The organism is Paenibacillus sp. SRL342 (assembly GCF_984798905.1).
Genome location: NZ_OZ481790.1, coordinates 5,161,513 through 5,185,520, shown reverse-complemented (window position 1 = coordinate 5,185,520; position 24,008 = coordinate 5,161,513). Strand labels below are relative to the sequence as shown.

Sequence of the window (24,008 nt, the reverse complement as noted above, 5' to 3'; positions counted from 1 at the left end):
GCTAGAATTTATTTAACTCAACTGAATTAAAAAAAGAATGGGCTAACGCAACATGCCACTCAAAGGAGTGCAATTGGAATGAATCAGCAATTCAAAGTAATGCTTCCAGCATGGGGAAAGGCAATCGGCTTATTATGTATAATCATTATATTTGCTGCTGTATTGTGGTTAGTGTGGACCGGAAATTTGAATATAAGGTACACGGCTGATCATGAGGAAGTGATTCCAATATGGCATAGTATGTTACCGGCATTCCTTGGTATTTTTCTAATCCATATGATTCCTTATCAAAGTCATGATTCCCTAATTTTCCAACAAATGGATAAACAGCACTTGGTCGTTCAATCGATTGTATTATTGTTGTCAGGCGTTTTATTTACGGTTTCTCTGATAACGATAGACCAGCAAGGATTACATTTCCAGCTATATTATTTGGCGTTCAAGTTAACGACATTATTGTTCATCCCGTTGATTTTGTTGCTGATTTATCGCAAAATGACTGCCGGGCAACAAGACATTATCTCGGCAAAGCCTCGCTCTCGCGGACACGTCATTGCACCACTGATCGTTATTGTAGTCTGGGGTTATCTAAAGTTTTATTCCCCAATTGCACAACCAGAAGGAGCAATCGTAGCAACCGATATGACAGAATTACTTCTCTTGGTGTTGATTGGTTTTATGATCAATAGCGTATTGGAGGAAGTTTTTTATCGAGTATGGCTGCAAACCCGATTGGAGACGTTGCTTGGAAGATGGCCCGCCATACTACTAGTTTCAATACTATGGTCCATTTGGCATGTTGCCATTCAAGGAAATGGTCAGTGGGATATTGATGTGGCAACAGTGATTGCAAATCATGGGTTTACGGGTCTGTTCCTTGGTTATTTATGGGCCCGCTATCGTAAAATATGGGTGATTATCTTGATTCATGGACTCATGAATGCTTCTCCTCATTTTCTTTTGCAGATCCTGTTTCATTGAGCGGGAAAAGATCTTGTTAGATCAGTCTTCGCGTGCAACGATGCCTCTATCTCTACCGTATTCTCGGGTGACGCTCAGGCACTGAAAATACACCGCCCCAGGCATCAGCCTGCATGGCGGTGTATTTGTTTTTGAAATCCTGCAGACTTGTGCTCCGTACCTACTCTTCCCCGGTAGCCACCTGATTCCCCTCATAACTAATCCAGTCGCTCCAGCTCCCGGAATACAACTTCACATTCGTATATCCCGCTTCTTCCAGTGCAATCACGTTAGGGCAGGCCGAGACGCCAGAACCGCAATACACGATAATCGCACCATCCTTGTCCAGCTTACTGAAACGCTCTTCTAACACCCCAGTATCTGTCCAACGTCCATCCCAATCCAACACATCTTTCCAAAAATAATTCATCGCACCCGGAATATGTCCAGCCTTGGCATCAATCGGTTCCTCCAGACCCGCATAGCGGCGAGCATCACGGGAGTCAATTAGCACGACACTGCCACTTGCCGAAGCCTGCTGAACATCCTCTACACTTGCCAGCATGGCTGGCTGTACGTTCACCTCAAAGGAAGCCGGGATCTGAACGGGCACATCCGTGGTCACCGGGAATTTGGCGTTTTTCCAAGCGGAGAAACCTTCGTCCATGATATACACTTGTTCATGACCGATATAGCGAAGCAGCCACCATAGCCGAGATGCATTCATCCCGCCTTGATCGTCATAAGCAATAATACGACTATTGGAGCCGATGCCAGCTTTGGAGAGACGACTTGCGAGAACAGCCGGATCAGGAAGCGGGTGACGTCCTCCGTGCGCAGACACAGGAGAAGACAGATCTTTTTCCAAATCGAGATAGACAGCTCCTGGAATATGTCCAGCTTCATAGGCTTGTCTTCCAGCCTCCGGCTGACCGAGCAAGAATCGGCAATCTGCAATGACCACATCCGGTTCATACATTCTGGCGAGCAGCCAGCGCATGGATACAATATTTTTCATGAAAATACACCGCCTTATGAGAGTGGTAGGTCGTTTATAACTATGCTTTACGAAAAAAAAACGTTATACCGTGGTAGGTTCAACAGGCCCTTTGCCAGCGATAGGAGCATCAGCAGGAATGGGTTGAGGTTTGGTTTTGCCATATCGAATGAATATCCATACCCCGAATATAATGACAACCCCGGCAGACATCTGTAATGCACTGAGGGATTCGCCGAGCAGCATCCAGGCCAGCAACGAAGAGAATACGGGTTCCCCAAGTACGCCCATGGATACCGTTGTGGCATTCATATATTGAAGCAGCCAGTTGAAGAGATAATGTCCAAAGATCGTTGGCACAATGGCGAGCAGCAGGAAGATTCCCCACTCTGACGCAGCGTAACCTCCGAACGGATGGCCCATGATCAGATTATATACCGCCAGCGTGCAAGCAGCCACGAAGAACACCCAGAAGTTATACGAAAATGCACTAAGTCCCGCTCGCAAAAATTGACCCAGCAGCATATGAACGGCGACTGCGATTGTGCCAAGTAAAGACAGGACATCACCTTGCAGGGCAGTACCTGCCAACTGGAAATCTCCTGCGCCAATGACGATTGATCCAAGCAGGGCGATGCCCATGCCGATGATCATTATGCGGTTAATTTTGGCTTTGAACAGCCATACCGAACCGGCAAGAATCAGTATAGGCTCCAGCGCGAGAATAACTGTGGAACTGGCAACACTGGTGAGCCGCAGCGAACCCATCCAGAGTAGGAAATGAAGGGCCAGCATCACACCGGATGCAAGTAGCAAGCCCCACTGCCGTATGCGTAGACGCATCATCTCATGTCTGTATTTCCAGACAAAAGGCAGCATTAGCAGATTGGTCAGAAATAGACGGTACATGGCAATGACCGCAACATCTGCGGTAGACCAGCGTACAAAGATCGAAGAAAAAGAAATGGCGATAATGCCGACAAAGAATAACAGATAAATGGATCTGCCGGCACGGTTCAAGCTTGTCATGGGTGTAGCTCCTTCTTGAAGTCTGATGGCGTAAATCACTTCATTATACAGGAGAAGGTAACCGCAGGAAAGATAAAGAGAACGAAGAGATAAGTAGATTGTAACCGGGCTTGTAACTATTCTGTCATTCTCCCGATCCATTTTTCTATTAATCTTCTATATAGAGACATGAAACGAGATAATATACCAATAATCGGGAAAAAATGAAAGTAAGGAAGTGGCATGACAGTGAGAGTTCAACAAGAGAGAGCGGGAGAACGTGGCAGTATTCCGCCTAGCACAAGTCGCACGAAAACACATAAACGAAGAAAAATCCGGTATGGAAGGGTAAGCATAGCTCTAATGCTCCTGGTACTGTTCGTTACCGGTATTACATATGTATTCCTTGGCATGACGCATTGGATCAAAAGCGTTGTGGCGCCGCCTCCGATTACTGTAATAGAACAGCCCGCCAAGCTTGGCATGATACAAGTTACTCCGGATGCGAAGGAGGAGCCGGCCCGGTTCCAGGGCCAGGTTCGCAAATTGGCATACATAACGTTTGATGATGGGCCAACTGAATATACGGAACAACTGCTGGATATTTTGAAGCAGCATGAGGCAAAGGCTACCTTTTTCATGATCGGACGTCAGTTGAATCAGCATCCGGAAGCAGTGAAACGGCTGTTGAAGGAAGGCAGTTACCCTGGACTCCACAGCATGACGCATAACTATAAAAAGCTGTATAAGAGCGGCAGTTCTGCGAACTTTGTGAAAGAGTTCAAGAAAGAGCAGAAGATGGTGCAGGACCTGATTGGTTTTACACCTCATCTGATTCGTGCACCTTATGGCAGCAGTCCACAGATCGGTGAAAAGTTCAGAGGTGACATTGCTGCGGCCGGGTTCAAATTGTGGGACTGGACGACAGATTCACTCGATTGGAATCTTCCCGGTCAGCCGGACAAGATTGTGGCCCGGGTGAGCAAAAGTGTACATCGGGATAAGGAAGTGATTCTGATGCACGAGCGCGAGCAGACCGTTCAGGCTTTACCGCGTATTCTGAAGCTACTTGAGGATCGGGGTTACGAGTTCGAAGTATACGATCCGGATGCACACTGGGTAGCTAATTTTAGCGCAGATAGCCGTTTGTAATATAACAACAAGATGATGATGCAAGAGAGGAAGAACTTGGGTGCTAACGAGTAAAAAAGTGGCGCTTGCGGCAGTCAGCGTATTGCTAATTCTGCTGGTAAGTGGTTGTGGAGATCCGCAGGAGCCTGCGGCAAATCAGGTGAACCAATTGGTGCTCAGTGGTCAGGAGATCGATCAGAGTCTGAAGACGCTGGTCAGTCATGAGCAGGAGGATATGAAGTTATACAAATCTATTTTAGACAAGGGCAAGAACAAAAATAGTGATCTCGAAGCACTGCTGGATCAGGCAGCAGATCATATTCATGAACGAAGAACGTTGTTGAAACAGGCGGAAGAGGCCATGAAACAGACCAACGAGAAGGCGGTGGCCCTGCGCAGTTCATTGAAAGAACTATCATTTGAAAAAGAAGATACGTTGGCACAGGCGGAAAAGGTGCTGGATCAATATGAAGCAAGAGCACGTGCATTGGAAAATTTTATTGCCTCGTATCAGTTGAGTCTAAGTGCCGATGAGCAGCTGTATGATCTAATGAGAGAAAGTGCAGAACCTAATCTGGTTAAGATTAAGCGAGCCATTCGGGTACGGAATAGCGAATATGCGAAGCTTGCTGAATTCCGAAAGCAATTTAACCTCCAGACCAAAGCATTTAACGGAGCCAATGCCAAACTGGTACAGATGGATCAAGCCAGTTAGGTAGAGGATTACAATAATCGTTCAGACATTTTTCATGATTGAGCTGCCTGTCTCCCGTGTAAGTACTAGTATACAGCCAAGCCAATGGATGAGAAGCAACATGGACAAGCATCATTGCGTATAAGCTAACGGAGGTGTTCATATGCGAAAAGGAAATACAATGAAAGTCAGTGCATCACTCCTGGTTTTACTTATGGGATTCTCGCTTGTGGCATGTGGGAACAGTAATCCTGCTGCACAGCCAACAGTGAATAATACGGAAGAACAGTCACCAGCACCGGAGCAACAACCAAATGAAAGTGCTGCAATTGAAGCAGAAGGTATTCTGACTGGATGGGCTGATCCGCATACCGTGGAGATTCGAGTGAATGAGAAGCCGATGTCATTCCAGGTGAGCGAAGATCTGCAGAAGTCTCTGGATGATATCGATGACGAAGATTCCGTGCGTTTCAAATATGTAGAGAAAACGATTGATGCAACAACGAAACAGTTGGTACTTACAGAGATTGCAAAGATTGAATCGAGTAATGACAATAACGGTTCCAATGCAGGCGGTACAGTAACGTCCGATCGTCCGAAGACATCAGAGCTGGAAGTGACGGTAGAAGGAATAACCGAGAAACGTCCAGTGACATTGGCACAAGCAAAAGGTTATTCACTTTATGTGTTTGAACCGATGGCTTTTGACGCGGAAGACCATGAATTAACAATGAAGATTGATCCGGATTATGAGGTAGAGATTGAGAAGCTGCCGGCGAATTACAATCTGGATGCGCTGAAGATGGATGCCAAGGAAGAGTTGTCCGAGACCGGAGAAGTGAAGCAGTTAACGGCTGAACAACTCAGCAACGGTCCGATGAAGGATGCAAGATTATATATGATGTCCCAGAATGATAAGAAGACAGAGTATTTTATTGTGAAAGAACTGGACGGCAATGGTTTCATTTTCCACATCCAAGCACCTATTGGTGAACCTTCGGAAGGTTTCCTGCCCATGGCATATGCATCCCTTAATTCCATTATGAATGAGTAGAAAAGGGATGAGCCACATGGTTAAGCAGGACGGCTAAGTAAAATTAAAACGATTCCCTACACAGCGTGTTTCCTTGAGAGAGGAGATGCGCTGTTTTGTTAACGTTACTACAATATAGATACAATGTACCGTGCCGTGCATAGACAAATAGCCAGAAGGACCGATGCTGCAGCATAGGTTCCTCCCGGCTTCTTGGCCGTGCTTCTATTCAGTTTGCAGGACCGAACCCATGCCCTGATCCGTTACTCAGGTTAGTATAGTCGATTCCTTGTGTCCTCTGAGTTCTTGATAACGGGCGATTACATTCTGATGAACGGGATGTTCGTCGGGAATTCCCATGCGTTCACGGATGAAGGCGGAGACGCCATCTTCGCGAATCATGTGTTGTAGCTTCATGGCTTCCTCGTCGTGTTTGTCATTAAAAAGCATTGCGGCCGCCATAGCAGAAGTTAAATGAGGAATTTCAATTCCGAATTCACTGGCCTGCAGCGCTGGGCGAACAAGCCGATCATGAGGCGAAAGCTTGCGAAGGGGGGAACGTCCAACCCGGGTGACCTGATCCGTCAGGTTGGGATTGGCGAAGCGTTCCAGTATGGTGTCGATATATTTGTTATGCTTCTGTGCGTTGAATCCGTGCTTCTGGATGAGCATCTGACCTGTCTCTTCCATAACATGGCGGACCGTGGCCCGAAGGGTAGAGTTACTCATGACCTGTCGAATGGTCTCGAATCCTTCGAGATAGCCGAAGTATGCGGCGACACAGTGGCCTGTATTTACCGTAAACATTTTACGCTCAATATAAGGTTCAAGCGAATCCACATAGTGGACGCCATCTATTTTCTTGAATCCATCCAGAAGTGCTGGACGATGAACGACCCATTCGTAAAAAGGTTCAACAGTGACCTGCAGCGGGTCTTTGTGGTTTTGAGCCGGAACAATCCGGTCCACAGCTGCATTGGGGAAAGAAATATAACGTTCGGCTTTTTTACGAGTAGGTTCGTCCAGGAATGGATAGATGCGTTTCTTCAGCCTGGTGCTGCCACCGATGGCATTCTCGCAAGCGATAATATGCAGTGGAGTCTGATTATTGTTTTTCATGCGAAGTTGAATGCCTTTGGCGATCGGCTCGGCAATATCTCCGAGTGCAGATACACCCACGGCGGTTGTGATCAGATCGGCTGAAGCGATCTCTTCAGCAACCAGATTCTGCTCATTCACATTGATCGCCGTCACGTTGTTTACAATCGTTGTATCCTGATCGCTATTGGCGAGTGTAATGGGATATTCCTGTCTCTCTTGAAGCAAGGAGATTTTCTTCGGGTTACGTGCGACAAAGCAGACTTCGTAGTTGGAAGCGGACAACATATGACCGATAAAACCGCGGCCTATATTGCCCGCACCAAAATGTACAGCTTTCATGTATGAACTCCCCCTTTAAGGATTGAATCGCGAAATTCGTGCAGACCTTAGACGGTAGTGACGAGTGGCTTCGAAATCAAATCGTTAAATGTAAGGTCAGTCAAGCAAGACAGCCGTTGGTGAGGCATATCGAATTCCAGTGTTCCTGTGATGGTATTCGAGATGACTACGCAGTGCATACCAGCCGCAGCAGCTGCACGCGCGCCGTTAGGTGAATCCTCAATCGCTACGGCTTCGTCTGCAGTTACTCCAAGGGCTTCAAGCGCTTGATTGTAGAGTTCTGGATCAGGCTTCACATTTGCAACATCATCTGCGGTACGGATAACTTCAAAATAGTCTTTCAGTTTCAATTGTTCCAGATGCTGTTCAACCCACTCCCGTTTGGAGCTGGAGGCTACAGCGAGTTTTAGTCCAGCTTTACGCGCTTCATCAAGGTAGCTCTGAATGCCCGGACGAACCACCTCTTTGTTCATCAATGCAGCGTGCTGCAACTGAACAGATTCCCTGAACGCTTCCCGATCGATCGGAAGATTCAAATCTGTGATGAGGTACTCATATGGATTAAATGTTTTCAGACTGGTACCGATGCATTGTGAATACATCTCCAGGGTTAAATCTACGCCGTGTTCCTTGTAAGCATCGCGAAAAGCAATATACCATGCTGTCTCTGTATCAATAATCGTTCCGTCGAAATCAAACACCAGTGCCTTAATCATAAATTTGTTCCTCCTGTTTCAGAATTAGTTTGGGATAAAAATGAAAATTTTCTGCAAATTCATTCCCTGTATTCATTAACGTACGGGATATTAGTTGACACAATAAACCGAAAATGAATATTAATTTGGGAAAAAATATGCATTTGAAGCTAATAAAACCGTAACATAGGACAAACCCAAGGGTCAAGTGCGTCATGATTGTTTACATTGAAAATTTTCACATGTATGATTTGTTTTCAGAAAAAGGTGAACGTTGCAAACCGTTAACCCTTTTGCATGTAAGCGGTGTACTGAATAAACTGTTTTTACAGCTCAAAAAAATAAAACTTTTTTTATGAAAATTTGATCATCTGGCCGTTCAACAGCTTTCGACACTTTTATAATAGAAGAAATGGAGCTGAATGTATTGGATTTTATTAGCTTTACGCCAGATCAGGCCCTGTGGGAGAATGGAAGAAAGATTCTGAAAGTATATGGAGTAAGGGAGGAAGACAAGCATGCTGCAAAAGGACCGTTTTAATGGCTGCTTCATCGGGCTTGCAACGGGTGATGCGTTGGGAACTACCGTGGAATTCAGTAGCCCGGGCACATTTGAACCCGTAACGGATATCGTGGGTGGCGGCGTATTCGGGCTGGAGGCAGGGCAGTGGACAGATGATACGTCGATGGCTCTGTGCCTGGCAGAAAGTCTGGTACGCAAGGCAGACTTTGATCCTGCGGATCAGATGCGAAGATACACCAATTGGTACAAGGTCGGGTATATGAGCAGCACAGGCGATTGCTTTGATATCGGTGGGGCCACACGAAGTGCCTTGGAGAGGTTTGAGATAACCGGAGAAGCCTACAGCGGATCAACGGATCCGATGACGGCGGGCAATGGCTCTATTATGAGGCTTGCACCTGTCGTGATGGCTTACGCTAATCAACCAAACGAGGCGGTTCGTTATGCCGGGCTGAGCTCCCGGACAACACATGCTGCAACGGAAAGCGTGGAAGCATGTGAAGTGCTAGCCGCCATAATTGTTGCTGGTCTGCGCGGAGCGGACAAGAGCGTCATGCTGATGCCGGAGACATGCAGACAGTGGAGGGAGGAACCTGCTTTTTCGCCCGCTATTGAAGAGGTTGTTATGGGTTCCTATCAGAGCAAAGAACCGCCGGAAATTAAGGGCAGTGGCTATGTGGTTCGTTCACTTGAGGCAGCACTATGGGCGTTCCATAAGTCATCAAGCTTTGAAGAAGGCGCTTTGTTAGCTGTTAATCTGGGTGATGATGCGGACACTACGGGCGCGGTGTATGGGCAGATCGCAGGTGCTTATTATGGACTCAGCGGTATACCGGTACACTGGCGGGACAAGCTGGCCATGCGTGAAACGTTCGAACAACTAACAGAAGCCTTGTGGTTAAAGGCGACAGAAAATCGTTGATTAAGAGACAGGAGAAGAGAACATCTATGAGCACGACTGGACACACATTACAACCACAGGCTTCACAGTCAGGTAAACGAGGGGCGTTTCCATTATCCCTGTTATGCCTGACGATAGGTGCTTTTGCAATTGGTATGACTGAATTTATTATTATGGGCTTACTGCCCAATGTAGCAACAGACCTGAATGTAAGTATTCCGCAGGCTGGACAACTCATTACGGGATATGCGCTTGGTGTAGCGGTAGGTGCGCCGATTTTGACCGTATTTACACACAAGATTCCGCAGAAACAACTGCTGGTGCTGCTGATGTGCATTTTCATTATCGGGAACGCATTGTCTGTCATTGCTCCCACCTATGGGTTGTTAATCTCGGCACGGATCTTAACGGCATTTGCCCATGGTACATTCCTTGGTGTAGGTTCAATCATGGCGACGCGGCTTGTTGCGCCCGAGAGAAGGGCAGGAGCGGTATCGGTTGTTCTCGCGGGGCTTACGATTGCCAACATCATTGGCGTTCCGTTTGGTACGTTTATCGGGCAACAGCTCGGATGGCGGTCATCTTTCGGGGCGATTACGATCTTGGGCATCATTTCGTTGATTGGTATCATTCGTTTCATTCCCGTCCTCCCGCAAGGAGCACCAGCGAACCTGGGACAGCAATTCCGGAATCTGGTTCGTCCCCAAGTGTTGCTGGTTCTGCTTATTGGGGCGTTGGGGTGCGGAAGTTTGTTTACAGTCTTCACCTATATTACGCCGATGCTTGTGGATATTAGCGGTTTTGCGGAGCAAAGTGTGACCTGGATTCTGGTGTTGTTTGGCTTCGGTGTAACCTTGGGCAATTTGGTTGGCGGCCGTCTGGCAGACTGGAAGCTGATGCCTTCGTTAATCGTCAACTTTGGTATCCTTGCTGTTCTTCTGGCAGTGCTCACGCTGACGCTGGAGAATCCGTATCTGGCAGTGCTCACGATATTTTTCTGGGGGGTTGCCGCTTTTGGTATTATGCCGGGACTTCAGATTCGGATTATGAATATGACTCGTGAAGCACCGCTACTTGCGACTACCTCAAGTCACTCCGCATTTAACCTGGGGAATGCAGGTGGTGCCTATCTGGGCGGATATGCAATTACCCATACAGGACTTATATCTGTACCTTTGTATGCCGCAGTTATTGCCGCACTGGGTTTGCTGGGCTTGTTCATCAGTCTGTTAATGAAAGACAGACAGACTTCACCCGAGGGTGCAGAGGTAGTTAATCCAGTATCCGTATACTAAACAGATATCAAGAAAGCCTCAGTCATCCTGTGTAACCAGGAGCTGAGGCTTTTTGGGTATGCTGTTTTAATAGATTTCAAGCTCATTGATTCGCACATAGGTTGGCTGATGGGAAGGACCTTTACTCGCTACGACACGGATCTTGGAAGTACTGACTGCTGAAAATGTGTGTGATCGCGTTAACTCTTGATTGTCTGTAATCTGTACGAGATTCACCCAATTTGAGCCATTCCAGTATTGCAGATCATAATTGGCAAGTGGGTATCCCTGGGTGGTATACAGATCAATTCGCTGGATTGAACTCGATGCCGGCAAATCAATGACGACATATTGGGGAAGTGAGGAATTACGGTTATTGGCCCAGCTATAACTTTCCCCCAAGGCCGTGTTACGATCCCCGTCATTGATTCGGGCTGCTGAATACCCGGGATAGGTTGAAGTTACCGTTATGGCAGCATTTCGTGCCAGGTTCTGTCCGGTTCCCGGATTGGTAGGGGTTTTCACCAGATTCACCAAATTCCAGCGCAGCTCGAAGAGTTTGAAGGACTTATTAAATACAGCTCCTTCTCCTTTGACGAGAGCATCAATCTTTAGAGACATGGTACTGGGCACATTATTGCTGCTTGTCCATTTCCCTGTGCCTTCAATGCCGGCAAAAACACTTACCTCAAGTATTTTTTTGCCGGCAATTTTCAGACCGACTTCCGCTTTGGCTCCTGCCCAAGCAGTGATCTGTCCTTCAATTTTATGGGTTACCGTAAGATATCTGTTCACACTGCTGTAAGGCTGGATCTTCACGGGAATAAAAACACGTGTTTTCCCTTTGACTCCCGCGGTAACCGTGTATCCCTGATCGACCTGAAATTCAAAGGTGACGTTGCCGTCAATACCAATGACCAGAAAAACGCCGACTGATACGGCTCCGAGATTGCCAGCACCAATATTGAAGCCCATGATTGGAACCTTGACCTCTTTTTTGAACTTGGCATCACCTTTGATATAGATGTTGGCTTTCTCACCAGCAGTAAATTTCAGATCATATTTTCCCCAAAATCCGTATTTCCCCGTAACTTTGGGTGCAATCAAGGTGAGCTTGCCACCTGCTTCAACGAACACTTTGTTACCGTTTGCATTTTGTTGATTTACAAGTACCTTCTTGAAATCACAGACAAACTCATTGCCGGATTTTTTGCAATTGGCAAAATCACCTGCTCCAGCAGCACGAATCACATCATTCAGATCCATGGGTGCAATATCCGTGGAAGCGATATCCATTCTTTCTGCATCCGCAACCCTGTCCATATTTGCATCCAAATCATTTTGAATCGTGTTGTCGATGTTGAACTGTCGCATTTCAGCATCGTCAGTTATATCGGTCTCTAACAAGGAAGGGGTTTCATGAACAAGCCATTCCTTGCTATCCAATACCATCTCAGGATCAGGCATGACGATATTACGCTCTTCGAACGAGACCTCCTGCTCGGGAATATCATAGTAATCGAACAATTCCTCCACACCCGGAGTGATGTAATCTACCCGCATACCACCAGAGCTTCTATTGACGCTTGTAACTTTGATAGCCCGGGCAGAGGACTGATCGAGAAAGATCTGACCAGGAGCTAGGTTATTACCGATTTGGGCAGCCTCTTGGGTGCTAAGTTCTATTGAACCTTTCTCTTCCACCGTTTCAAAGACGGCATTTACCACGGGAAGTCTCTTCACCATGGAAGCAGGCATGGGTTGGGTCGGTTTTAACTGATAATCGACTTGCTCGAATTGACCTGAAGAAGAAATGGGATTGCTAATAGCCAGTCCATCTTCAGAGACGTTAAATGAGATTCGAAAATATGCTTCTGAAACTGGAGCATTCACATTGGTCTTGCCTGCCCAGATCCAGCGTGCACTGGTCTCCTCAGGCATGCCACTAATCTGTTTCCAAGGATCACTGCCATACCGTCCGAAGTCAGTAGCACGTGACCATGACGAATCATCGAATTTGGGTTGCTCCCAACCTTCAATATATCGTTCAGATACTTTCCAGTTGAAATCCGTAACCAGATTCTCATCTCCGTAGCTAAGGTCTGCCAGCAGTCCCGCATAGAGGCCTATATCCTTCGCTTGAACTGCAATCACATTGATGCCAGATTGAATCGGCACAGGGAACGTATAGGCTTTGGCCCAGTCGGTGCCTTTTCCCGTCTGTCTGCCGTTTATAAAAAGTGTGAACTCATCATCTGCGGTTATGGATATTTTTCCTTCATTGTTAGATGCAGCATAGACATTGGATGGCCATAACCCGACAAGTAAAGGCAGCAATAATGTAATAACCAGAAATGAAGCCCATGCTTTTTTGATCGAAAAGCGTACATTGAACATCATCATTTTCCTCCCAGAAAATAAAGTAGTTGCAAAAGATATTGGCGAACGAGACGTTGAAACTTTTGCGAAAGCATCTCTCAGAAGAAAACTATTATGAATCTATTGAAATTGTTCATAGACACCCCCCTATGGAAGTTATAATAAGGTAAAATATTCAATTTAACAACAGTATTTTACAATTTTTGAATTAGGATTCGAGAAGAAAGAAGAAAGAAGAAAAACTCTGATGCTATAAGATCATTGAATTGAATCGCTAGAAATGAAAATATTGTTGCGAAAAATGGATAAATAAGTTTAAATATACTATATAAGTAATTCCATGTCGGAAAAACAGAGTGAAATCTACAGGTTCAGTTTTTTCTGAAGGGAAGGGAGGTGATCTAACCTGTTTATTGTAAGGGCTTTCAATTTTGGTTTGAGAGGAAGCTTGCTTCACCGCGTTAGAAAAAAGTTGAACTTCAGCATCAAGCGTAATCCAGTGAAACTTCGAGAAACGCATACTTAAGTTTGACAAAATTGAGAGGAGAAATTGAGATGAAAAAACGTATTACAATCCTTTTAAGTCTTTCGATGATCGTTGCCATGATTGCCCCAACAATGGCTTTTGCTACGGATTCCAGCGAGGTTGGTGCTCAGAACACAGCGTATGAATCTATGAATGTATCCGGCAATGACGCAAACAATGCGCTTGCTAATACTTCGGTGGTGCCGGCACCACCGGGTTTTGATGGCTATCGAAACAATATTCCGCACGGAAATACCAATCTGATATCCTATTACTCCACAACGGTGGGCAATACACGGAAAGCGACCGTGTATACACCGCCAGGATATTCTCCGAATAAAAAGTATAACGTCTTGTATCTCCTGCACGGCATCGGCGGGGATGAGCATGAGTGGGTCAATGCAATGAAACCCAAGAACATTTTGGACAACCTGTATTCGGAAGGCAAGCTGTCCCAGATGATCGTTGTCATGCCGAATGGCCGTGCCATGAAGGACGACCGTCCAGTCGGTGACATTTTTGCTCCGGACAAAGTGGCTGCGTTTGAACGGTTTGAGCAAGACCTGCTCAAGGATCTGATTCCTCATATCGAGGCCAATTATCCAGTGTACAAAGACAAGAATAGTCGTGCGCTAGCCGGACTGTCCATGGGTGGTGGGCAGTCGCTTAACTTCGGATTGAAAAATCTGAATACCTTCGCTTGGGTAGGGGCCTTCTCGGCTGCACCGAATACGCAATCTGTATCACAGCTGGTTTCCAACCCTGGACAAGTCGCTAGCCAACTCAAATTGTTGTGGATCTCCTGTGGATCGAGTGATGGTCTGTTATGGGTCAGCCAGAATTTCAAAAACGGCTTGAGCAGCATGAACATTCCGCATACCTGGTATCAGGATGTAGGTGGACATGAACCATCTGTCTGGAACAGCGGCCTGTATCAGTTCTCACAACGAATCTTTAAATAATTTAATTTGAATTAGCTTCTTGAAGCAATCGACAGGAGAAACAGGAATTCATATCGATATGTAGCCTCAGTTCTGTTCTGCACAGGGCTGGGGCTTTATGTTGGTTAGTGTGCGAATATGACATGATGAATGAGAGAGAATATGTTAGCATGAAGGAAGCAGATCCACATGGAGCGGGTAGTTAATTACATAGGTAGATACATGAAGGAGAGAAATAGGATGTTTTATTACAAAGGTGCGTTTCGGGAAACGGACAATGTGATCTATTTTAAAAGCGATGTTTCATTAGCTCAGAATGATGTTGTCCTATTTGGTGAAAAGAAGTATTTTATCGAAAGTGTGGAAAAAGAATTTCTCCTGCTTCAGCGGGTGGGATCCATCGTTTCTGTGAGTCTGTGAAATCTTCGCAAGATCATCCCCTTTTTCAAGTGTACGTGCACTTCTGGGCCACTGCCTACATACAATAGATCGACCCTGTTCCCACATGTGCTCAGGCCAGATCGTTGTAAAACTGCAGGAGGTGTCATCTGTGCCCGGATTGTTTACCGCAATTGCTCTATTCATTAAAGAGTTAACGTTACTCGTCTCATATGTCAAAAATAATGCGTTCCCCCAGCCACTGGCTGAGGATGATGAAGCCAAACATTTACGCCTTATGGCTGAAGGCAATGCTCACTCTCGCAATCTGCTCATTGAACACAATCTGCGCCTTGTCGCGCATATCGTCAAGAAGTTCGACAATACGGGTGAAGATCAGGAAGACCTGATTTCCATCGGAACCATTGGTTTGATCAAAGCCATCGAAAGTTTTCAACAAGGCAAAGGTACGAAGCTTGCCACATTTGCGGCGAGATGTATTGAAAACGAGATACTTATGCATTTGCGTTCCCTGAAGAAAACACGCAAAGACGTATCCCTGCACGACCCCATTGGTACGGACAAAGAAGGCAACGAAATTACGCTGATCGACATACTCGGAACAGAAGCCGACGACGTTGTAGATAAGGTGCAGCTCAAGATTGAAAAAAGCAAAATTTATCGCAATCTCGACATCCTGGATGATCGGGAGAAGGAAGTTGTGATCGGTCGATTCGGCCTGGAAGCAGGCGGGGAGGAACGAACTCAACGCGAAATTGCGAAGGAACTGGGCATCTCACGTTCTTATGTATCACGGATTGAGAAACGAGCGTTAATGAAATTGTATCATGAATTTTATAAGCAAAAGTAGTTGCTGAACAGACCAGAGGGCGCCTTGTACAAAAGGTGGCCTCTTTGCTGTTTGAACGGATGTGTAGATTTCTCTTTTTTTAAATTTGGTCTCCTGAATCTGGTTAGATTAAAGAGGTCGACTTGTCGGCTTTGGTGGGGAGTGTAGTGTATACTGTAAATACACATTATTTTAGTTGCGACACAATTTAAAAATATTAATGATTGGAGCGTTTTTCATGGGAAAGTTGAATTTATCGGCAGCGTTGATTGAGAGAATTGCAAATAGGAACGACGAGATTGTATGAAACAGATACATATATTGGTTGAGTCCCAACAGACAGTCAAAGATTTGATATCCTTTGAAAAGTCATTTCAAATTTATCACTTTTATGTTGAATCCATTCATTTATTTGAGATGCATTGCCTATGAATATCAAGCAAACGATAAAAGAGAAACTTAGTCTTTTCAAAAAAGTGACAATTACCCTTGAAGAGTTGGAAATGCTGTTTGGCAGCATTGAATCCAATCCTAGTGAGTTTGTAGAGTTGGTATTAGAATTGGAGCAAGATGGAGTGCTCGAACCGGTGAAGTCTGCTGGTCGTACAATGAAACAGAAGTCACTTGCTTACCGTTATCGTGTCAACAGACCAGCCATTGTGAAGCAGCACAATCAGCATCTCCAACAGTATCGTCTTAAGATTCATTCAACAATACTGTTGGATAGCTATTTTGGAATGTCGGAACAGCAATTTATTGAGGATCGACCGTGGATTGACCGTATCGATTATTTCCTGAAAACCAAGGGTTTTCCATTATCGACGGTTCCGGCTCCGGAACGAAGCTATCAGCTCACCGGAAATGAGAAGTGGATTACTGATCTAGGTGGAGCTGCACTGCTAAAGCGGCTTGGAGTGTGGGACTTGCTTCGTATTCATCCGGTATCCGATCCGTTAATGTTGGCTGTAAATCCATACCAGACAACAGAATCTCTTTTTTTAAGGTGTACACATTTAATCGTAGAGAATAAAACGACATTTCAAGCACTGCTCCCTGTTTTGCCGTCAAGTTCTTTCAATACGTTAATTTACGGCTGTGGCAATAAAATTACTGGGAATTTGGACATGTTTTCGTTGCAGTATCCCATAACAAATCGTGAGCACCGTTTCTTTTACTTTGGGGATCTTGATTATGAGGGGATACGTATCTGGCATGAGGCAAACAAGCAACAGATGATGATCCCGGCGCTTCCATTCTATGAAGCTTGTTTGGAGCAACCCTATGTACTAGGAAAAAACAATCAGCGAAGAGTAGATCATGCTGTAGAGGAATTTTCCTCGTTTTTCAGCCAGCGGCAGCAGTCTCAGATCAAAAACTGCCTTCATTCAGGAGGATACTACCCGCAAGAAACGTTGTCATCGCAACAATTGCAGCACATATGGAGGAGTGAAGCATGGAATCAATGGATCGATTTGAATTAGAAGACACGCTGTCTGGTTTTCAGGAACGTATGTCGAAGGTGGCTCTGTTTGATCCTTTATTTGAGTTGCAACGGAAAAAGAAAAACGACGAGCTCGGACAGCCCATTGAGATGATGGAGCTTGGTTTGCTGGCCTTGTTGTTTTTCTTTGAACATAAGCTTATGAGAAATACGAAGGTGGGGGTCAAGGATCTAGCTCTATATTTACTGCGTATTACGGAAGGGCAGTTGAAGGTAGACATCTCGCAATGCGAGGATTTGGCACGGGACATTATTCAAGTTTTTCGTCCAGCTTCGGGTAAAAAGCGTGAATTTACATTTTTCAATTGGGAAACCCGAGAACGGCAGACGATATATACATCTATTCTGAGGGCGAATGCTTTTGATTCAAAGAACAATACACAATTTTATGCGCTGGATGAGGATGGGCTTGAACTGGTGTTTGCAACGAAGGAGTTTTATTCAGAATTTCAGCTGTCCATTCATCAACTAGTCCTCCGCAAGCAACTCGAAAAAGGTGAGTTCCAAGGAGCGCTGCGACAAATCAATGAAATGCGGGTAGACGTCGAGTCATTGCAGGAGCGAATGGTAAAACTTGAGCATGAAATTAAACGCAGTATTGTATCAGAAGAGACACTAAAACGGTACAGTGTACTGTTGGAGGATATTTATGCTCGATTACAACGGGAAAATGAAGAGTTTGAAGAGCTAAGACAATTCGTGAAAGAAACGCTGACGCGTTTGTATGCGGATACGAACTTGGAGAAGCAGGAACGCGCTTATGAGTATATTTTGCGCATTTCCAATGAGTTAGAGAGAGTTCACGCCGAGCATTCGGGCTTATTACAGCAATGTATGAATCTAAAGAATCATGCTCTGCATTCGGCCAAGGAGTCGCTGTATTACACGGGACTTAGTTCTTTCAATTTTGAACAGGATGTTGCAGGTATCGTATTCGGGCTACCGCTGCCTCTTGAGTCGATGAAAGGGGTAATATCTCCTTTTATGAGGCTGGGGCAGATACGAAGTTGGTCGCTGTTGACGTTGTTTGCTGAACAAAATATGACCGGCATGGATGAGCAAGCACCACGGGTAGATAGCTTCCTGGAGGTTTCTGGTGAAGACAACGATCTACAGTTTGCATTGCATCGGGGAGCTTTCTTTATGGAGATCATGAAATTGCTCATTCGGGAGCTTAATGAAAAAACGGAGATTGAATTGTATCAATTTATAGAACGATTGGAAAAGTATGGACGAAGACATTGGTTAGACAGGCGCAGCTTTTATGACTTTTGGCTGATTCTACATCAACGAAGCCCAGTCCAGGCATTGTCCATGGATCGAAGAGATGATAACAATACTGGACTGGAGGAAGTATTTGGTCTGCTGGGACATCAGATGCTGGTTGTCTCTGAGTGTCCAGGTATGGTCGAGACGGGTACGCGCTATCAAATCCAAAATATGAAGTTAAAGTGGGGGAACGAGCAAGGTGACCTATAGCTATAATAATGAAACGGTAATGAAGGCGTTCAAGCTGTATTCGCAACTGGCCCTGAGCGGGGAAGTAGAGAAAGAGAGTATGCAGGAATATATGGCGGATGACGAAGTTCGAGGACTTGTCGATCAGTTTGCGGCTGAGGTGGATTGCGCTGTGATTGTAACAGGTGATGGGTTGTATCTGATTCCACTCGTTCGTTTGTCGCCGTTTCATGTGAGCAATGACTATATGAAGAAAACCTATCTACGGTCTTCTGCGGTAAATGCAGACTTGTACCTTATGTACATGGCCATCATTGTGTTTATTGGTGCTTTCTATGACAGTTATCAGAGTCTGGAGCCAACCAGGAATTTTATTCCTCTGGATGAATGGGCCGTGTTGTTACAGGAGAGAGTTGAACTACTCAAGGAGTTTGAAGAGGAGCAATTAAAAAGTTACGAGGTCGAGTTCTCTTATCATTGGTCGGCTGTCATTGAGAAATGGGATACGATGGATGATATAAAAGAAACAGCAAAGCGGCAAACAGGGAATACGATCAGCCGTCTCAGCTTTCTGGATACGGTCAAGCGTTTTTTGCTGGAACAGCAGCTGGCTGAAGAGGTTGGTGCAGGTGAGTTAGCTTTGACCGAGAAGGCCAAAATGATTGTACAGCGATATTTTATGGAGCTGGAGTATAATCGGGGGATTCTGAATTTTCTTTACAGTCTGGATGAGCGAAAAAAAATTGCTGGAGAGGATGAAATTCATGCCGTCGATCTCTAAAATCAGGTTTACCCATGTGCTCTATGAAGGTGGGAACAAAAGATATAATGATGAGATATTTCAGTTTGATGGCCATAACGGTGCGATTCTCCTGGAGAACGGCGGCGGAAAAACGGTGTTTATTCAAACGGCGCTGCAGGCAATGTTGCCGCACTCGGAATTGGCCGGGAGAAAGCTCAAAGATACGCTTCTTTTGGAGAATGGCCCGGCTCATGTTGCGATAGAGTGGATTTTGAACGACAAGCCGCGTCGCAGATATGCGATGACGTGCGTTAGCCTTTTCCTTAACACCAGCGGTGTTGATTCTTATCGTTATACCTATGAATATGGTGAACATGATGGGAACGGACTGGAGTCTATCCCGTTCGTCAAAGAGCATATGGGGAAGACAAGGCCGGCAGACAAAGGTGAAATGCAAGAGTATTATTCCTCGATGGCACAGCGCTTTCCACTGACGGCTCAAACTTTTGGTACGCTTAAGGAGTATAAGGCCTATATTGAAGAGAATTTCCATATTATAGCGTCAGAGTGGGAGGCTGTAGCGAAAATAAATAGTACGGAGGGCGGGATAGAGAACTTTTTTGATGATTGCAAATCAACATCACAGCTGTTTGACAGACTGCTGATCCCTACGGTTGAAGAAGCAATGGAAGGCTTTGAGAAGGGCAGCTTCGTAGACATATTTAATACACATCGTGAAGGTTTCAAGCGCTATAAGGAATTAAAAGAACAAATCGAGGAAAATAAGCTGATTTTGCAGGAGTTAAGCCACTATGTGCAATTATATGAAGGACTGCATCAAGCCGGGGAACGTTACAATGAAGCACGCGCAGAGGGGAAAGCGTATCAGAAGTTAGCATGGCAGCAGCAAGGGGAGCAACAGATGGAGAAGGCCGGGCTTGTCGAGCGTTTACAGCTTTGGACAAAACAGCAAGAGGAGCTCCAGTTGCAGCTTAAATCCCTGGAACTTGCGGAAGCTGAGCAGGAACACTCCGTGCTGGTGAACAGCTTAAATCGAGTTCAGGAAGAGACGGATATGCTGTACAAGCGGCTTCAGCACGCAGCAAGAACTTTTTATTCACTGAAATACTCAGAGCATCGAGTAAGTATGGAAGTGGCCGAGGCACGTTTGCAACAGGTGGAGCAGCAGCTTGAAAGGCTTGAACAAAATGAGGACGAGCAGCAGCTGCAAGAGCGCTGGGAACAAAACGGTGGAGAATTGCGAACGGCTTTTGCCCTGGACGACGAAGAGATATCTCTGTCTCTGACAGAACAGGCTTCTATTCTTGAGGGTCTGAAAATCGAAGAGATTGAAATGAAAAAAACCATTGATCGGCTTCTTGCTGAGACCCGGTCATGGGACCTGAAACTACATGAGAAACAGACCAAATTTGATGAAAAAAAAGAACAGCAGCACAAAATTGCTCGCGCTATTCTGGCTAATCCTTCACTGGAAAAGGTTGAGGAGCAGATTCCGGTTTGGTCTGCACGACAGCAAAAGTTGGAGGACAAACGGATCGATCATATGCGTCAGCTCAAGCAGATGAATGAAGAACAGGAAATCATTCGGACCCGTCGACGAGTAATGGAGGAGGAACTCCGCGAGAAGGAACGAGAAAAGGCAAGACTGGAACAGCAACAGAAGCAGCTAAATGAAGAGCATGACACTGTGGTTCGTGAGTTGGGTATGCTGCGTCCGAATTGGGAACGGCTCACCTCTGTATACGATAAAGAAGCTTCCGTCAAGGAGCGGCTCAAGGAAGGGATGCTAAAAAGACAGGAACAAAAAAAGACATTTTTGCACAAAGAACGGCTCGCTTACCGCTATGTAGATGACTACAATGAACAGGAGATATTTTTCGCTGACACTGTCATTGAACGATTCGTCAAGACTTGGAAAAGACAACTCAGTTTGCTGCAAACGGGCACTGAATATGCTCGTGCACTGAATCTGGGGGATGATGCTTGGGAACGGTGCGAAGATAGTCTGTGGTCCGTGACCCTGGTCACAACAGAAGGGGAAAAGAAACTGCTTATGCAGAAGCTCGCGGCTGTAAAAGATGAATTTGCTTATCCCATCCGTGTGCTCAGTACGGCAGAAGCGGCGGCGATGATACAAGGAACTGGGAAGCAAGAGTCCAAAGAGCATTGGATCGTTCCTGCACATTGGCAGGGAAATGAAGAGGAAGCCGGCTTTCAGCAGTGGAAGGCAGGATTGCTGGAGCGGGCCGAGCAGATCAGGCGGGAGCGTGAGAATAGAGAAGAGGAACTGATGAAATGGCAAACTGCCGAACATCTTTTTCGGCAGTTTCTACACAAATACCCGTTGTCGGATTCCCAGGCGTTGGAGCAGCAACTTTATGCAAGCCGCCAACGGGTGATCCGCTTTACACAAGAAATCCAGCAGAATGAACAGCGATCCAGGCAGCTTGAAGAGTCGATGGACAAATACCGTACGGAACTTATTGAAATGCAAGATGTGATTCATCAACTGGGAGTCTGGCTGAAGGATGGGCAAAGTTATGTAGTACTTGGTGTGGAGCGAGGCAAGCTGGAGAAGGAGCTTGCGCCGATCAGTGAGCAACTATCTGGTATGCAAAAACAGCTTAGGATGAAGAAATATGGGTTGACCAGAGTTCTGGAGGAACAATCTGTTGTGCAGCAGGAGTACCATGACGCGAATACGAGGCTGCAATTGTTGCGCAATGATGAGTTATACCGGAAAGTGCAGGGATTTGTTTATGTTGATGCAATCCGCTCGATGACGGAGCTTAAGGAAGAGCATAAAGTCTTGGAGCAGGAGCGCTCCGGTATCATGAAAGAACGCAATCAACTTGAAATGGAGCAGGGGCACGAACGGGAAAAGAGGTCTTTGGCGGAAAAGGGAATGAGCGATTTGCTCCGTGAGCATTCTGATTTGGATTTGGATACAGAGCTGTACCTGCCGGTCGAGCTGGAGAGGCAGAAGCAGTCGGCATGGCAGCGAATCGAACGATACCGCGATGAATTTGAACAGCTGACAGAACAGCTACAAAAACAAAAGGCTGAGATACAAAATAATGAAGGACGCATGACAATTTTACGACAGCAGTTTAGCATTCAATTTCCGGAGAAGCAGCCAGCCCGGTTTGACGATGACCTGAAGGCAGTTAAGCTGAATCTGCAACAGGAAAATATAAAGCTAAAGCTAGAGAAGAAGGAATGGCAACAGCGAAGCGATGCCGTAGAACATCAGATTAATGAACTGAATGGTGTGCTGCAGCTATGGGATAAGCATACCCTCGTGCATCGTATGAATGACGAACGGATACATCCTGCACATTTGGAGGAACGTCGTGTACTGGATTTTACTTATGCTCGCATGGAGCTTAGCGAGCGCTCTGTCACTGAGCTCAAATCCTGTTTGCAAAAGAAGGAGCGGGAGCAGAGTATCGTTGGCAAAGGTAGGGACAGCTTTAAAAATTTCTGTATTTCCAAAGTCAAGGAAGTGAAACTTCGGCAAATGGCCATCCAGGGGATCGAATTGAAAGATTCCTATGCAGAAGTTATTGAATTCAGACAGACGATGGAGTCGAGAATTCAGAAGGCAATTCACATCATGGAAGAAACGATTCAGACCTATGATCGTGATCTGCAAGAGTTTATTCAGAGGATTCACACGCATTTGAAGCGAATTGTACAGGAATTGAAAGAGCTGCCGAAGAAGACGCGGATTAAATCCGTTGAAGGTTGGCGGGAAATCTTCAGTTTTTCTATCCCGGAATGGGAAGAGCAAGACGGTAAGGATCGCATTCGCAGCTATATGGAGTGGATTCTGTCTCAGTTAGAGGGGATTCAATATACCATCGATGAGTCTGGTAATACACAGCAGGGCGATCTGCGTAAAAGTCTGGAAAAATGGCTCGATTCAAGACAACTTCTTCAGGTTGTATTGAAGGGTGAAGCGATGAAGGTCACCTGCCGTAAAGTGACGAATGACCACCAGGTGACGAGAGCTTCATATTCTTGGGAGCAATCGAACCGCTGGTCGGGTGGAGAAAAATGGAGTAAGAATATGACATTATTCCTCGGATTATTGAACTACGTTGCTGAACGTCGTCAGTATATCAAAGCCAATATGAAGCTACACCGTACAGTTATTCTGGACAACCCATTTGGAAAGGCTTCGAGTGATCATGTGCTCAGTCCTGTATTCTTTATTGCGGAACAGCTGGGATTTCAGATCATTTCCTTGACTGCACATGCAGAGGGCAAGTTTTTGCAGGACTATTTTCCAATTGTATACAGCTGCCGTCTTCGGAGTACGAACGATGCATCCAAGCAAATTATTGATTCGACCCATCGAGTACAACATGCTTATTTCCGGGATCATGCCCCTGAAACGCTGGCAAGAATTGACTTGAGGGTGGATCAGATGGAGCTGTTTTAAGGTTGGGATGAGGATACATTAAGGGTTAAATTAAAGGAAAATGGCCGTTACTAGAATAGGAATTTATTCTATATAGCTTGAACTAACTGTTTATGTGAAGCATAGGCTT

General features: G+C 45.7%; 18 protein-coding genes. 13 read left to right on the top strand and 5 right to left on the bottom strand.

Annotated elements, in window-relative coordinates:
- The first annotated feature begins 78 nt into the window (after positions 1-78).
- Positions 79-981, top strand: a complete 903-nt coding sequence (locus AC4E8D_RS22850) for a CPBP family intramembrane glutamic endopeptidase (RefSeq protein WP_490205241.1) — start codon at positions 79-81, stop codon at positions 979-981.
- 160 nt (positions 982-1,141) lie between these two features.
- Here AC4E8D_RS22850 and AC4E8D_RS22845 read toward each other — a convergent pair whose 3' ends face one another.
- Together AC4E8D_RS22845 and AC4E8D_RS22840 are read right to left on the bottom strand one after the other, a co-directional pair.
- Positions 1,142-1,978, bottom strand: coding sequence for a sulfurtransferase (locus AC4E8D_RS22845; protein WP_490205240.1), 837 nt, complete (start codon positions 1,976-1,978; stop codon positions 1,142-1,144).
- A 63-nt stretch (positions 1,979-2,041) separates the two neighbouring features.
- Positions 2,042-2,986 carry a DMT family transporter gene (locus AC4E8D_RS22840; RefSeq protein WP_339305202.1) on the bottom strand — a complete coding sequence of 315 codons (945 nt, stop codon included), beginning with the start codon at positions 2,984-2,986 and terminating at the stop codon, positions 2,042-2,044.
- Between the two features lie 228 nt (positions 2,987-3,214).
- Between AC4E8D_RS22840 and AC4E8D_RS22835 the strand changes: the two genes are divergently transcribed.
- The 3 genes from AC4E8D_RS22835 to AC4E8D_RS22825 all read left to right on the top strand — a co-directional run bounded on the left by AC4E8D_RS22835 (position 3,215) and on the right by AC4E8D_RS22825 (position 5,844).
- Positions 3,215-4,117 carry a polysaccharide deacetylase family protein gene (locus tag AC4E8D_RS22835; RefSeq protein WP_313771507.1) on the top strand — a complete coding sequence of 301 codons (903 nt, stop codon included), beginning with the start codon at positions 3,215-3,217 and terminating at the stop codon, positions 4,115-4,117.
- A 40-nt stretch (positions 4,118-4,157) separates the two neighbouring features.
- A complete protein-coding gene (locus AC4E8D_RS22830) occupies positions 4,158-4,811 on the top strand; it encodes a YkyA family protein (protein ID WP_221824386.1) in 654 nt (217 codons plus the stop codon).
- Between the two features lie 142 nt (positions 4,812-4,953).
- A complete protein-coding gene (locus AC4E8D_RS22825; protein WP_221824384.1) occupies positions 4,954-5,844 on the top strand; it encodes a DUF8580 domain-containing lipoprotein in 891 nt (296 codons plus the stop codon).
- 246 nt (positions 5,845-6,090) lie between these two features.
- On the opposite strand, the gene AC4E8D_RS22820 is transcribed toward AC4E8D_RS22825, so the two are convergent.
- Both AC4E8D_RS22820 and AC4E8D_RS22815 read right to left on the bottom strand, forming a co-directional pair.
- Entirely contained in the window at positions 6,091-7,263 is a 1,173-nt protein-coding gene (locus AC4E8D_RS22820; RefSeq protein ID WP_221824383.1) for a mannitol-1-phosphate 5-dehydrogenase, read from the bottom strand.
- A 47-nt stretch (positions 7,264-7,310) separates the two neighbouring features.
- Complete coding sequence (locus AC4E8D_RS22815; protein WP_221824381.1) at positions 7,311-7,979, bottom strand: HAD family hydrolase; 669 nt, start codon at positions 7,977-7,979, stop codon at positions 7,311-7,313.
- 497 nt (positions 7,980-8,476) lie between these two features.
- Between AC4E8D_RS22815 and AC4E8D_RS22810 the strand changes: the two genes are divergently transcribed.
- Entirely contained in the window at positions 8,477-9,403 is a 927-nt protein-coding gene (locus AC4E8D_RS22810; protein ID WP_221824379.1) for an ADP-ribosylglycohydrolase family protein, read from the top strand.
- Between the two features lie 26 nt (positions 9,404-9,429).
- Positions 9,430-10,677, top strand: a complete 1,248-nt coding sequence (locus AC4E8D_RS22805; RefSeq protein WP_339178322.1) for an MFS transporter — start codon at positions 9,430-9,432, stop codon at positions 10,675-10,677.
- Positions 10,678-10,743: 66 nt separating this feature from the next.
- On the opposite strand, the gene AC4E8D_RS22800 is transcribed toward AC4E8D_RS22805, so the two are convergent.
- On the bottom strand, positions 10,744-13,059 hold the full coding sequence (locus tag AC4E8D_RS22800) for a galactose-binding domain-containing protein (RefSeq protein ID WP_339305194.1): 2,316 nt from the start codon (positions 13,057-13,059) through the stop codon (positions 10,744-10,746).
- A gap of 651 nt (positions 13,060-13,710) precedes the next feature.
- Here AC4E8D_RS22800 and AC4E8D_RS22795 point away from each other — a divergent pair.
- The 7 genes from AC4E8D_RS22795 to AC4E8D_RS22765 all read left to right on the top strand — a co-directional run bounded on the left by AC4E8D_RS22795 (position 13,711) and on the right by AC4E8D_RS22765 (position 23,899).
- The gene (locus AC4E8D_RS22795) at positions 13,711-14,523 is read left to right on the top strand and encodes an alpha/beta hydrolase (protein WP_445252521.1); all 813 of its coding nucleotides are present in this window, start codon (positions 13,711-13,713) and stop codon (positions 14,521-14,523) included.
- 219 nt (positions 14,524-14,742) lie between these two features.
- The gene (locus AC4E8D_RS22790) at positions 14,743-14,922 is read left to right on the top strand and encodes a hypothetical protein (protein WP_036615241.1); all 180 of its coding nucleotides are present in this window, start codon (positions 14,743-14,745) and stop codon (positions 14,920-14,922) included.
- Between the two features lie 130 nt (positions 14,923-15,052).
- On the top strand, positions 15,053-15,751 hold the full coding sequence (gene sigK, locus AC4E8D_RS22785; RefSeq protein ID WP_062329827.1) for an RNA polymerase sporulation sigma factor SigK: 699 nt from the start codon (positions 15,053-15,055) through the stop codon (positions 15,749-15,751).
- A gap of 407 nt (positions 15,752-16,158) precedes the next feature.
- Complete coding sequence (locus AC4E8D_RS22780) at positions 16,159-17,211, top strand: Wadjet anti-phage system protein JetD domain-containing protein (protein WP_490205239.1); 1,053 nt, start codon at positions 16,159-16,161, stop codon at positions 17,209-17,211.
- On the top strand, positions 17,184-18,710 hold the full coding sequence (locus tag AC4E8D_RS22775) for a replicative DNA helicase (protein ID WP_405130525.1): 1,527 nt from the start codon (positions 17,184-17,186) through the stop codon (positions 18,708-18,710). Before AC4E8D_RS22780 ends, AC4E8D_RS22775 begins: the two co-directional genes overlap by 28 nt.
- A complete protein-coding gene (locus AC4E8D_RS22770) occupies positions 18,700-19,470 on the top strand; it encodes a DUF6063 family protein (RefSeq protein ID WP_339186353.1) in 771 nt (256 codons plus the stop codon). Before AC4E8D_RS22775 ends, AC4E8D_RS22770 begins: the two co-directional genes overlap by 11 nt.
- Entirely contained in the window at positions 19,418-23,899 is a 4,482-nt protein-coding gene (locus tag AC4E8D_RS22765; protein WP_490205238.1) for a coiled-coil domain-containing protein, read from the top strand. The genes AC4E8D_RS22770 and AC4E8D_RS22765 overlap by 53 nt, the downstream gene beginning before the upstream one ends.
- Positions 23,900-24,008 lie beyond the last annotated feature (109 nt).

Coding starts and splice junctions, on each gene's coding strand:
- AC4E8D_RS22825 (WP_221824384.1), top strand. CDS start 4,954: ATGCGAAAAGGAAATACAATGAAAGTCAGTGCATCACTCCTGGTTTTA.
- AC4E8D_RS22800 (WP_339305194.1), bottom strand. CDS start 13,059: ATGATGATGTTCAATGTACGCTTTTCGATCAAAAAAGCATGGGCTTCA.
- AC4E8D_RS22775 (WP_405130525.1), top strand. CDS start 17,184: ATGGAATCAATGGATCGATTTGAATTAGAAGACACGCTGTCTGGTTTT.
- AC4E8D_RS22840 (WP_339305202.1), bottom strand. CDS start 2,986: ATGACAAGCTTGAACCGTGCCGGCAGATCCATTTATCTGTTATTCTTT.
- AC4E8D_RS22815 (WP_221824381.1), bottom strand. CDS start 7,979: ATGATTAAGGCACTGGTGTTTGATTTCGACGGAACGATTATTGATACA.
- AC4E8D_RS22820 (WP_221824383.1), bottom strand. CDS start 7,263: ATGAAAGCTGTACATTTTGGTGCGGGCAATATAGGCCGCGGTTTTATC.
- AC4E8D_RS22845 (WP_490205240.1), bottom strand. CDS start 1,978: ATGAAAAATATTGTATCCATGCGCTGGCTGCTCGCCAGAATGTATGAA.
- AC4E8D_RS22790 (WP_036615241.1), top strand. CDS start 14,743: ATGTTTTATTACAAAGGTGCGTTTCGGGAAACGGACAATGTGATCTAT.
- AC4E8D_RS22765 (WP_490205238.1), top strand. CDS start 19,418: ATGAGCGAAAAAAAATTGCTGGAGAGGATGAAATTCATGCCGTCGATC.
- AC4E8D_RS22805 (WP_339178322.1), top strand. CDS start 9,430: ATGAGCACGACTGGACACACATTACAACCACAGGCTTCACAGTCAGGT.
- AC4E8D_RS22780 (WP_490205239.1), top strand. CDS start 16,159: ATGAATATCAAGCAAACGATAAAAGAGAAACTTAGTCTTTTCAAAAAA.
- AC4E8D_RS22795 (WP_445252521.1), top strand. CDS start 13,711: ATGAATGTATCCGGCAATGACGCAAACAATGCGCTTGCTAATACTTCG.
- AC4E8D_RS22850 (WP_490205241.1), top strand. CDS start 79: ATGAATCAGCAATTCAAAGTAATGCTTCCAGCATGGGGAAAGGCAATC.
- AC4E8D_RS22810 (WP_221824379.1), top strand. CDS start 8,477: ATGCTGCAAAAGGACCGTTTTAATGGCTGCTTCATCGGGCTTGCAACG.